The sequence below is a fragment of the Butyrivibrio sp. YAB3001 genome, assembly GCF_900112195.1.
In the GTDB taxonomy this organism is placed as follows: domain Bacteria; phylum Bacillota; class Clostridia; order Lachnospirales; family Lachnospiraceae; genus Butyrivibrio.
The window spans coordinates 719,452-732,575 of sequence record NZ_FOKR01000002.1; the positions used below are offsets into that span (position 1 = coordinate 719,452).

Genomic DNA, 13,124 nt, shown 5'->3' on the forward strand with positions numbered 1-13,124 from the left:
CTGTCTCCTTAGGAAATCACATAGGACATGGCATCTATCTTAATCCCATCCACTGTTTTTTCTGTTGATGAATAATTTAAATAAATTTTGGTTTCGTTGCTGTAAGTAACAACTCTTACACCGCCATCCAAAATCTCATGGTCTACTATACAGGCATCCTTAGTCTTTTCTGAAAGCTGCTTAAGGCACGCATCATATTCAATAATTGTTTTCTTAAATACGTCGTACTGTGAACTGTAGACATCACTGGAGTTAGTATTTATAAGCTCAGAAGCCTCATTTTTTGTTATGTAAAAAGATGGATAAACTCCCGATTCCACCATTTTAAGAAGAAACTCTTTTTTGTTAGCTTCAAAGTTTACATAGTCGCCATACATAGGTATCACACCCTTTAGCACCATGGATAAAAACGGAATACTCTCATCCTCAATGATGTAACTGGATGTATATAATGGCATATCCAGAAAAGCTTTAGTATTTTTCCAGAGATATTCGTTTGGTTCTTCCATAACAAGATTTGTCTTATCAGCCAGTCTGCTCACAGTTTCTTCATAGCTGCCTGCCGTATCAAATCTTGTATATTTTTTCCCACTATAGGTGTAGGTAAAAAGGTTACTTGTAATACCTGCAAGACACAGATTATCAATGCCCTTTTTCGTATAGCTCTTCACAAATTTATCAAGAAGATAATCACTTCTGTCTGTTGTAAGATACATGAACTTCTTATAAACAAAGGCATGTTCCTGTTCTTCATAGCGTCTTTTATTCACCTGCTTGATCGTGTTGAAGGTGGCATTTTGCTCATCAGGATTTACCAAAAGAGCATTGTTATATAGATAAACTTCATCGCCATCATCAGAGGCTTTTTCGATAAATTCTGTAAGTGCGCTGTTTCCGCCAATCTCGCTGTCAGCCTTGTATTTATTTATCGGAAGGTTGTACAAGCCTCCTTTTTGCCACCCCTTATATACTGTCAAAAGATTCTCAACACCGCTTTGCTTTAAATCACTATAGATTTCTCTAGCGTCTTCAGCCGTAGTCATCACCACCGGAGTAGTGGATAAAAGCCAGTTCTCACGCTCAGTACCAAGAAAATCAACTCTTGTTCTGTAGGATGTATCAGCTTTTTTAATCTGTCCTTCGTCTATAAGATAGTCCCTGTAGGCATTTGCCATCCCTGCGTAACTTGCTTCTTTCCCTGACAAAAAGACAAATCGTACCTGAAGATCTGAATGGCTCCTGTCATCCTCGTACACATGTAAAGATCCGGAAGTGGAATTTACGCTTGTTGGCTGGTTGTAGGTCCTTCGTAGAACAAATCTTGCATAGGCTCTGTTGTAATCAACACTTACTCCGTTTGGCATCACATCTATTGATGCTCTCTCCTGCCCCTTTTCAACAATTCCAAGAAAAGCCATCTCATCATCTGTATGCGCTATTCCGTAAATCGGAGCAAAAACCTGTTCTGAATCCGTAATGGTATTGTATTTATCCCATAAAAGCGTCTCTGCCTGGGATTCTTCAAAGCCTACATCCTTGCCGTAAATAACTCCGGAATATCCACTTGCATATCTGCCCTCTTTATTATCAAGATAGATAAGAGCCCCGTTTCCGTCCGGCACAAGCATATATCCCTCTTTATCATCAAGATAGGAACATCCCATATAGGAATACATTCTCAAGGTTCCTATGTAGTACTTGCTACCGTCCTCTTTTATGCTTTCCTCCGGGATTCTTGCAACCACTCCGTCATCCGTAAGCTTAACTTCAAGAGTCATTCCTATCTTTAACTTGGTCCAATAAATCTCTGCCGAAAAACCTTCATCCGTGTAGGTTATCTTTTTGGTATTCTCATCATTTATAAGGTCAGCCTGAGTTGTATCCGAATTATTATTGATAAGAGAAAGAACTATCGCCGACTTCATCGCGCCAAACCAGATATTGTTGTTCTTTCCATCATCGTAGCTGATCGAGGATTCCATGAACTTCCCTGTTGCCTTATCTTCTATAACCAGGGAAAGATCTTCCTCATTTACATACATCCTGTACTTTGCATTTTCTGTCAGAAACTTATGCCCGTTTATATCGCTCATTGCATGGGCTGTTATACAGGTCTCAAAATGCTGTAAAAGCCCCAGTAAATTCCTGCTATCAGCTGCGCTTATAAGTAGAGCGCCGGTGGCAAAAGCAAATGCTATTTTTTTATAAAAATACTTATGAGCCAATTTTATACACCACCTCTCTTACGACTGACTGAAGGAAGTCAAATACCTGTGCCCATAAAACATACAAAATGAATGCAATCAGGCATACGATCAGGATTGTAAACACTGTAAGGAATATAATCTTTGCTGTTTCTCCCACTGTGTACTGGTTGATCTCACGTATTGAGATTACCAGCAGCACTGCTATCCACACGATCATGCAGAACCTTCCGAAGGTCACAAAGAACTGCTCATTGTAGGTAACAACATGTGAAAGCAGGATGATAAACGGCATAATGATCACAAAAGGTGAAAAGCTGTAAATAAATGAACAGTAGATATGCTTAAATCTTCCCTCGCCGTCATTTATGGTACACATAAGGTAATTACAGCCAACCACAAGTAAAAGAGCTATAATGATCATTCCTATATCTGAAACAACATCAAAACTTCCCTCTCTTACTGTCTTAAACAAAAATCCACAAAAATACTTATTGATTATGTAAAGAACGATCACTGCCAAAAGAATAATGTTGCTGGAAAGAACTGATACTCTGTTTTCCCACTTGATTCCATAGCAGCCATCTATCGGATGTCTTATGAAATAAAACATATAGCCAAGTTCTTTGCTAAGTTTCTTTTCCTTAAAACGGCCAATTACTTTTCTGGGTCCATCAAGGATTTTCTTTTTCTCATCAAGTTTTTTTACCAAAAACTTAAGAATAAGCAGGCAGATGATGATGATAACTATTGCAGACAGATTTTTTCTAAGCCAGTTATTTCTTATCTCCCAGAATGCGTCGGAATAAGTATCCAGATCTTTGGAAAGCTTTGCATAGTGAAGCGCTCCATTATAATCCTCTTCCTTGTAAAGAGCTTTTCCCATTGCCTTGTTGGCATAGTCGAAGAGGTTATTCATCTCAAGCACTTCAAGGAGTGGTGTCTTACTTTCCTTGTATCTTCCCTTTGAGAAAAGATATAAGGCATTGTGAAGATAGTTGGTAAACTCTGTAGGTTCGTAGATCTGAATCTGTGCCTTGTCTGAATCAAGGACATAAATCTTATCATCTGTTCCAACCTGTATTGCTTCTGCCTTGGTAGAAAGACCTATGCGAAGCTGACCGTCATCTTTTCCTCCAAATACGAATAGCAGCTCGCCCTCGTTATTGTATTCGTAGATAAAACCTTGCTGTGAGACCACAAAGCAGTTATCATGATTACCTGTAGCAATGGCGGCAGGAACAGTATCATAATCGGAAGCCTTGAGCATATTTACGCCGGCTATATTAAGTCTTTTTACAGTGCCCTCTCCCTCACCTCTTGTTACTGTGTAGATGATTCCCTTATCATCGATTGCCATATTATCAGGAGTTGAAGGAATATTTGACCTCATCTTGGCTCTCTGGGCGTCAGTCAGAACTGCTCTCCAGATTATGTTGATAAGGCTTGAGTTGGTCATGTTGGTTCCGAAATATCCAAGGAACGTTCCGTCTTCCACAGGGCTTATCTCAACCACACCGTTTGTGTTGGACTCGCAGATCACATACATTGTGCCCGCTTCGTTTACAATTATCTTGAGTGGGAGAAAATCCTGTGTTTCCCCGTACATAGGAACATCAGGTCTTCCATATGTGTTTTGGAGCTTCCCATTTTCGTCAAATACAAATATGGATTTTGCATCTCTGTCAGCGACATAGGTCACATGCTCTTTTGTCACATAAATGCCTCTTGGCGCAACCAGAATTCCTTCGCCAAAGGTTCTTACAAGATTTCCCTCAAGGTCTGAAACCACTACTCTTGCATTACCGCTGTCAAGGATATACATTGTCCCGTCATCTAAAAGAGTAAAATCCGTGGGAGCATTTAATGTTTCATCACCTATCTTGGTGATCGTCTCATATGGAAGATATGCAGTTTGTGTCTCACATGCAGCGCCATAGCCATCGACTGTGTAAGTCTTATAAGGGGCGTCTGCTTTAGCTGTAATTTCTGTTATTCCAATAGCGATAACTGCCGATGCAGCTATGGCAGCTATTACTTTAATAAGTTTCTTTTTCACGAGTATTTCCTCTTTATTTGATTCCGGAATGTGCCATGGTGTTCATTACATTCTTTTGCAAAATACAGAACAATATCAGGTTTGGTAAAAACATAATAAGTGAAGCTGCTGCCGCCACACCTTGTCCTGCTACGGTATTCGTTGTAGATGTAGAAGTCAGCGTATTCATATAAAAGGCAAGGCTCTTTAATGAATCATCGTTTATGTAATAATTTGAAGTCTCAAGATTGGTCCATACCTGCTGGAAAACAAGTATTGCTGCTGTCGCGATCGCAGGTTTTATAAGCGGGATAATGACCTTAAGGTAAATCTGCCATTCTTTTGCTCCGTCCATATAAGCGGCTTCAATAAGAGAGTCCGGAACCTGATCCACAAACTGTTTTACCAGGAAAAGACCTACAGGAAGCGCTATAAGCGGCAAAATCTCCGCAAGATAGGTGTCGATCATTCCAAGCTTGTTTACGATAAGGTATCTCGGGATCATAACCGCGACCGATACAAACATAAGCGCTATCTGATTTATCTGCATCATCACATTTCTTCCCTTGAACCTGAGCTTTGATAACGCATAGGCTGCCATGGTCGAAAATAAAAGCGAGCAAAAAACCACTACTGCAGTTATAAATAAGCTGTTAAATACATATTTGCTTATTGGTATTCCGGCGCTTCTTGAAGCCTTGGCAAGTTTTCTAAAATTATCCAGCGTCGGATGAGTTGTTATGAACTTGGGAGGAAAAGCGAATAGCTCCTCCATCGGCTTAAAAGCATGAAATATAATAAAAACGATCGGAAGTCCGCATAATAAAACCATCGGTAATATCAAAAGATATATCTTAATCTGGCTCTTTTCGAACTTGTCGGGATTTGTTCTGTGTCCTCTGTAAGCTGCCATGTCTTTCTCCTTAGTCGTTTTCTCCAAACAGTCTTGTGGATACTGATGAGAAAATCTGAACAATCAGTAGAAGTACAACTGATACCGCTGCCGCATATCCCATCTCATATCTGATAAAACCATAGTCCTCAATGTGGTTTACAATAAGCTGTCCCGCATATCCCGGTGTAGGATTTCCCGCAAGAAGCGTTGAGATCATACCGTTCTGGAAAGCTCCCACAATCTGCATTACCGCTGCAAAAAGCATCTGTGGCTTCATACTTGGAATGGTCACATAGATCATTTCCTGAAATCTGTTCTTCACACCGTCTATCGCAGCTGCTTCATAAAGTGCTTCGTCAACATTTAAAAGTCCTGCAAGGATTGATAAGAAGCCGACACCCATGCTGCTCCACAAACCAATTATGATAATAATGGGAAGCAGGAAATTAACATTTGTAAGCCAGATGATCGGTTCATTTATCGCTCCTATATCCATGAGCCAGCTGTTAAGATATCCTGTCTGATCGCCGGTGAACATGATCTTCCACAGAACCGCCATAGCAACACCTGTTGTCATACTGGGCGAGTAAAGAATAAGTGCAAAAACAGTTCTTGGTCCTTTTGTCAGGTTTGATAATCCCCATGCCAGAAGGAAAGCCAGCACATATCCTCCAACACCTACAATAAGCGCGTACTTCACAGTGTTTGGAAGTACATATTTCATGAACACATCATCGCCGGTGATAAGATTTATATAGTTTAAAAAACCTACAAAGCCCGGCCACTGAATCGCATTAAAGTTGGTAAATGACAAAATAACAGCCATGATTACCGGCGCGAGAATAAATATGATAAATAAGATTGCATACGGTGCAACGAACACATATCCGTTTCTGTTTGAATGCATTCGATTTCCGACTTTTGACTTACTAGGTGACATTATCAATTACCTTTCCATTATTTCCCTTACCTTCGAAACTGAAGGTGTTACATATTCTTCCAAAACATTTCCGTCGCTGTCTATATAACCAAATTCTTCAAGTTTACACTGTGTCTCTCTCTTTACCGTCTTAACAGCCTCATCTATCCTGAATCTGACAGTATCACCGTTTACCACTATGTCATTAAAAGCGTTACTGGTCTCGCGCTCCATCATATAGCCGCCAAGAAGTCTTGGAGCTTCAAGCATATACTTAGCCTGCTCAATGATCACTTCCTTATCATCTGTCGGGTAAGGAAGCGCGCTGAAAGCTTCCAGATTAGCTGTTGGCCAGATATATTCATCTCCGTAGAGGATCTGAAGCCTTTGTCCGAATTCAGCCTGAACCTGCGCATCAGACCACCATTCCATGAATTTCCAGGCTTTTTTTTCTCTCTCATCCGTTGAGTGGAACATTACTGTACTCTCAGCTCCGCCTGCTGTATATCTAAGTATTTCTCCGCTCTTTTCATCCCTGATTCCGGGTATCAGAGCAATATCCCAGGAGTTAGCTATTTCAGGCGCTGCATTGAGTATCAGGTTGTAGCTGTTAAAATCTGCTATTCCAAGTGGCAGATCTCCGTTTCTGAAATGCTGGTAAAAATTCGGTACATCCACAGGAAGGTTATAAAGAGTAAACAGCTCTGTAAGCTGTGTAAATCCCTCTACTGTTTCCTCCGAATCAAGCTCAATATCAAGCGCTGTATCTCCGTAGAGTTTGCCGCCATTCTGATATATAAGAGGTGTTGTTCCATGATAGTTTCTCATTGACATCATGGCTGCTGTGGGGTAATAAACATTAAGCCCTCTCATCTGCAGATCGGTCAGCATTCCGATAAGTTCATCCATAGTATCCGGCGCTGAAAGGCCCAGTTTTTCCAGAATATCCGTCCTGTAAAAGAGCACGTAGAAATTCATCGTCTCAGGAAGTGAATAAAGTCCATCTCCCACAACTGAAGGAACTAAAAGTCCATCACTGTATCTGCCAAATACTTCCTTATAGTTATCAAATTTAGTAAGATCAACCAGCGCTCCTCTAATTGCCAGGTCAAAGGGAATAGAATAGTTGATTCCTGTTGCTATATCAGGTGTATCCCCCGATGCATTTGAAAGAATAAGCTTCTGCGCATCCGTCATAAGGCAAAGATCAACATCAATGCCTGTCTGTGGCGTGAACTGCTCATCGATCATCTTCTGCATAATTTCAACGTACTGTCTTGGCCTGTTTACCCACACCTGCACATGCTCTTTATTTGTATTGCTGCTGGAATAGGACTGCCCGAAGAATGAATTAACAAATCTTGATATATTCATTCCTGCCGATGCAAATATCCCCATCTTCTTCGGAAGCTTTGCACCGCTCTGATACAGATAAATCCTGTCTATTGCCAGATTATTATTTCCTATAAGATCAACAAAGTTTGCAATCTGTGTATTTATTGAATTGACGCTTGTTGAAAGTTCATCAACTCGATATACCAGTTCATCAGGTTCTTTTGCCAGACTTTCAAGCTGATCCGCCGCCAGTAAAAGATATGAGAATGCAGCAACTTCGCTCCCTTTCTTAGCTCCGACAAACACAGTAGCTTCATCAGCAAGGTCCCGTAGCTCAACAATCCAGTTATTTAGTCTGTCTTCAAGATCAGGAATATAACGTGTCAGTTTAAGGTCTCTGTATTTATCCTTATTGGTTCCTGCTACCTTGGTTACTTCCAGTGAAAGATCTGAAATCCCGCTCATGATCTCATCCACTTTTTCAACTGCAAATCTTATTTTGTCCTGAACCAGTGTGATTGAAATTGTATGCTGTCCGGGCTCTAAGTAAACACTTAACAGATTGCCATCTTCATCTGTAAAACTCCTCGTCACAAAGTCTGTGGAAGCTGTTATGCTGTAGCCCTTAAAAGCTGTATTAGGTATTTCCCCATCAATTCTTATGTCAGCAAAAACAGGAAAATCATTTTTCTCAGATTGCCTGTAGTTCATCGCCAGGTTATAGGAGCCTGCCTGTTCCACATTGAAGCTGTAGGTCACTCTCTGACCTGCTGTATCAAAAGATTCTTCATCGATGATATTGAGAACTTTTTCTTTTGCTGAAAGAGGTGTAAGAGAACTGTCATATTCAAAAGCTGCATGAATTGATGAATTGTTTCTCTCGTAAAAATCCTCAGCTTCTATAGTAATAAGGTTATTTCCTTCAGTCTTCGCCGAAATCTGATACTCTGCAGGTTCTGTTGGTGAAACAAGCCGTAGATTACCAAGAAGAAGTGTTCCCTCTTTAACTGTTATCTCAAATTCATGTTCACCGCTTTCAAGCTCGAGCTTTAGCGGCTCTGAATATCTGTAGCTTGCATCGCCAAGATATTTGTTTTCCCATCTGATAAGCTTATCCGGAAGAGCAACAATCTCATTTCCATATCTGTCAATGTCCGTGTCTCCTTCCTGAATCCAGGTAGTCTCGAAGCTGATGCTTCTTGCTTCATAAAACGGATATTCACCATCAACGGTAAGTGCCAGTTCAATGGGAAGAATTGATTTATCATAGGATAGATAATCAAAAGAAAGCCAGTAAAGACCGTCTGAAGGCACATTCACTGAAAGCTTGATTTTATCGCCATGCCCTATATCCGCCACAGGAAATCCATATCCGTGGTCATCAGCTGTCAAAAAATCTTTCCCTTCAGTTATCGCCTGTTCAAGAACTATATCAACATCGTCGCCTTTGTAATCGTCCTTTTTATAGCCGGCGCTCACATGGGAATAATTGCTTGTAAGTCTCTCTGTACTTGTTATTTCAGATGAGGTTTTTTCCTGATCATCAGCCGCATAAGAAATGTTGTTTTCTCCAATTGTCCCGGCAGCAATACATATACCAAGACTTATTCCAAGTAATTTGCTTATATTCTTCATGTTACCTCTGGTCATAGCTCTCACCTCTGAATTTATATGATGCATTGGACAAACGTAACTTTGTGTCCTGTCATCATTTATAGAAGATACTGTTTTTTTGTATGCCCTTTTTCTATGACAAGCTTTCTATGTCAAACATCAGGCTATTCCACTTTTCATAAAATTCTTTTCAGATATTATGTTGAATTAAAGATTTATTTTAATTTGTGCTTTAATATTTTAGTTTTATCAAAATTAAATGATAAAAATAGAATACTATATATTTTTCCAAACATCAACAAATAGTTTCGCAATATTTGCCGTCATAATGTAAAATAATCAGTTTCAATTTTATGCATATTGCACATATAAAGCTTATTATTCATTACTCGTCTCCGCTTTAATTCGTAACAGTATATAATTATCTAAATCTATAAGCTTTTATATATTATTTTATACATATCTAAATTTTTATATGTGAATTTAATATTTTATTCGAGCAAAGAGTTGTCTTTTATCCTTTTTTGCGCATCATTTTCATACAAAGTGAAAGTTTTTTTGTTTTCATAGAAATTCAGAGCAGCTTCTCATGAAATTAAAAAAAGAATTGCGGCAAATATGGTAAACATTTTTACCGCAATTCCTCTTTATAATTTAATGTCTACAATTTTAAATCTGAACCTTATACTGCACCGTTGCTTTCACGCCACTTATCGCGCAGGCTACTCCATCTTCCATTTCAGGCCACTGTTGGAGATACATTTTTTCTTTATCCTCTGAATAAAGCGGATATACAACTACTTCACCCTTAAATTCAGTGTCAACATATCTCTTAAGTCCTATCTCCCAGGTCTGCCCCGTATAGAAACTATCTGTTGCTATCTCGCCGTCAACAAAGAGCTTAGCTTTGTCACCGGCATAATCAACATGCATATAAACTTCATTGGCATCCTCAGGTATTTCCAAAGCGCTAATCTCAAACACTTTGCATTCTTTCTCAGTATCTGTATTGTCAACTGCCACCTCTTTAAAAGCGCATTTTACAGGATTTGCATATATCTTCTTACTCTCATAGGATGTGAATATATCTTTTGACGAATAAGCAATTTCTCCATCAAATACAGCTTCCGAAATCTTTTCAAATCCCTCAGGCTCTTTACCAAGTGCAGGATAACTCATAAATGTAAGCTTATCATCGCTATCAGTTTCAAATAGAAGATTCACCCTTCCCTCTGCATCAGTAACTGCTTCAGCCTTAGAAATAATGAGATGCTCTTTTCCCAAAACATTGACTTTAGAGCTGTGAACTGCTTCTTTCCTGTTTATGACTATCACCTTATTGCCATCAAGATCGCCGTCAACATTAACATTTGCCGTTCTATCGTTATCAGTATAGAAAATATACGCATCATGATGCCTGTCATCTATATCATGAAGAATGCAAAGCGGAGTTGCATCAACAGTCACAAGCGCTTTTTCGCCTACCGGCATATTAAATGGATAAAAGAAAAAGTCTCCATCTTCAATATCCCTTGCAGGGAAACTTGAGAGCACTTCTTTCCCATCTTCTGCAAATGCTGCCAAAACTACATTTCTATGGTCTTCCATCTTATATCTTCTCTGATAATTGTTTACAAAAAGATATCCTGAATTGAATTCTTTTCCTTCAGCCGTCTTTTTCTTTTTATATCGGACAGCAGTTCTTAAATCGTTAAAGTTATCAGGTTTTAAAGGATTTCCGGGCTGTGGAACATATGGCATATCACATAGATCTGAGCCAAAATCATGAACAAAGTTTGATATCATCCTTACTTCACGATATGTATCTTCCATCTGGCCAAACTCGCGAAGTGGCGCATTAAAGTCATATGAATACTCAGGAAGATCATTAGGATAGCCTGTTTCTCTTGTTTCCTGAAGAGTTGTAAGCTTGCCCTTCGGATTTGTCCCTCCGTGATACATGTAATAACCCAAAAGGTTCGCTCCACTTCCCATCTTTACCATAGTCATCGCCGCAGTATCAAGACCACTGGCAATAGGTCTTCTGTGATGAGTTACCTGAAGTCCGCCGCCAAGTTCTGCTGTAAGGAAAGGAAATTTATCCATATCAAAAGTAATTCCAACTCCAAGCCCATGATCAGAGCCTATATTGTGGTCATTTCTTTCCCTGGTAAAGATATAATTGCCGCTGGGCTCAATCTCAGTAAGTCTCTGATCCCATGGAGCCTCGCAGTAGCCACCCATGACAGGAAGCATTCCACCTGTAACCGCTCCGCCCCAGCCGGTCGCTGTATAGATAGGAGTGATAAAACCTATCTCCATAGCCATATCTTTGAGCGTACGCATATGTTCTTCACCCTTCGCACCGCCAAAACCACCACAATGGCCATACTCGTTTTCAATCTGAATACCAATAACAGGACCATTATCTTCTATAAAAAAGCCCTTAGCCTGTTCATAGGTCTTTTCATAAAAACGTCTTACATGCTCCAAATACTTAGGAGCATTAGATCTCACTTCATAGCCTTCATTTTGAGCATCTTTAAGGAGCCAGTCAGGGAATCCTCCATTTCGTGCTTCGCCATGAGCCCAGGGGCCGATTCTCAAAATGCTGTACATTCCGCATTGCTTTACAGTTTCAAGGAATTCTCTTAAATTCCTGTCTCCCGAAAAATCAAACTCTCCCTGAATTTCCTCATGATGAATCCAGATAACATAAAGAGAAACAATATCTATTCCGCCCGCCTTCATCTTTAGAAGCTCTTCTTCCCAGTTTTTCCTGGGATATCTGCTAAAATGCATTTCTCCCATCATGGGGAACCATCTTTTTCCATCAACCAAAAGGCTCACCGGATCATAACTAATAACTGAATCTTTTGTGATCTTCATCAAACATTTCCTCTCAATAATTGGGGACGCCTCTTGCAATCTCATCACCCGGAAGCCCTGTCACAAGACAGTTCTCCAAGTGAATCCGTAAGAGTCGTCCCCTCTCTCATCAAAACCACTACTCATGTCATGACCTGCTCTGCTTTAGTAGCCCTCACAAGTCCAAACATTCGTAAACTGCATAAATATCACTTCGTGCTTTCTTTCAATACAACTTCATAGTTCTTCAAATTCTGACTTTCAACTTCTTCACCATCTATAAGCGAAAGAAGTGTTCTTGCCGCAACCGCCCCAAGGTTTCTGTCATTAAAATTAAGAGAAGTCACTGACGGAGTCATACTCTCCAATAATGTACTATTGTAAAATGATGCAATCCTTAAGTCATCCGGAATCTTTACATGCTCGTTTCGGCACCTCGCCATCACTTCACCCGCAATGCTGTCATCCATACAGATAACTCCATCAACTCTTTTCCTAAGAATGTCTTTTAAGATGCCTGCAATTCTGATGTTATTCTCCACATCGAGAAAAATAAGCTGTGAATCAATTGCAAGCTGTGCCTCCTTGTATGCAGCAGCAAAGCCTTCGTATCTGGTCTGCGTAATGATATGATTTGCAGAGCCTCCTATGAGTGCAAGTTTTTTTAATCCCTTTCCCAAAAGAATTGAAGTAAGCTCCTTACAAGCGCCAAAGTTATCATTATCAACATAGATAACATCCGGCTCATATGACTTACCAACCGTCACAAACGGTATCCCGCACTCTTTAAGATATTTTGCAGGAGTATCATTCACAAGAGTTCTCGTTAAAATAATGCCATCAACCTTATGATTTTCAACAATTCTTTTAAGGCCTGTAATATCATCGCCGGCAATAAGTGAAACAACTATATCGTACCCAACGCTGGAAGCTGTCTCGCTGACGCCTATCATGCACCTTTGAAAAAAAGGAAGGTCAACTGCGTTGTAGTCAATCGGCCACACAACTCCAAGATTAAAGGTTCGCTGTTTGGCCAGCGCTCTCGCCATAACATTAGGACGATAATTGTGTTTCTCTATAAATTCCAGAATCTTGGTTCTGGTTTCATTGCCAACTCTCCCTTTTCCGGAAATTGCTCTTGATACGGTAGTCTTTGATACCCCAAGAGCCTTAGCCACATCATCGATTGTTATTTTATCTTCGCCCATGCTATATCTTCCATATTATAATCATGATGTAAATATCAAAAGA

At 39.9% G+C, this 13,124-nt stretch carries 7 protein-coding genes; all 7 read right to left on the reverse strand.

Annotated elements, in window-relative coordinates; translation table 11 throughout:
- Window positions 1-8 precede the first annotated feature (8 nt).
- Window positions 9-2,225 (reverse strand): DUF5696 domain-containing protein, encoded by a 2,217-nt coding sequence (locus BM086_RS02945; protein WP_092323130.1) that lies wholly within the window; start codon window positions 2,223-2,225, stop codon window positions 9-11.
- The gene (locus BM086_RS02950; RefSeq protein ID WP_092323133.1) at window positions 2,215-4,263 is read right to left on the reverse strand and encodes a YIP1 family protein; all 2,049 of its coding nucleotides are present in this window, start codon (window positions 4,261-4,263) and stop codon (window positions 2,215-2,217) included. The genes BM086_RS02945 and BM086_RS02950 overlap by 11 nt, the downstream gene beginning before the upstream one ends.
- Window positions 4,264-4,276: 13 nt before the next feature.
- Window positions 4,277-5,155 (reverse strand): carbohydrate ABC transporter permease, encoded by an 879-nt coding sequence (locus BM086_RS02955; protein WP_092323136.1) that lies wholly within the window; start codon window positions 5,153-5,155, stop codon window positions 4,277-4,279.
- A 10-nt stretch (window positions 5,156-5,165) separates the two neighbouring features.
- Complete coding sequence (locus BM086_RS02960) at window positions 5,166-6,044, reverse strand: carbohydrate ABC transporter permease (protein ID WP_242952112.1); 879 nt, start codon at window positions 6,042-6,044, stop codon at window positions 5,166-5,168.
- 39 nt (window positions 6,045-6,083) lie between these two features.
- Entirely contained in the window at window positions 6,084-9,041 is a 2,958-nt protein-coding gene (locus BM086_RS02965; RefSeq protein ID WP_175560071.1) for an extracellular solute-binding protein, read from the reverse strand.
- A gap of 633 nt (window positions 9,042-9,674) precedes the next feature.
- Window positions 9,675-11,894, reverse strand: a complete 2,220-nt coding sequence (locus BM086_RS02970) for a beta-galactosidase (protein WP_092323144.1) — start codon at window positions 11,892-11,894, stop codon at window positions 9,675-9,677.
- Between the two features lie 188 nt (window positions 11,895-12,082).
- Complete coding sequence (locus BM086_RS02975; RefSeq protein WP_092323146.1) at window positions 12,083-13,081, reverse strand: LacI family DNA-binding transcriptional regulator; 999 nt, start codon at window positions 13,079-13,081, stop codon at window positions 12,083-12,085.
- Window positions 13,082-13,124 lie beyond the last annotated feature (43 nt).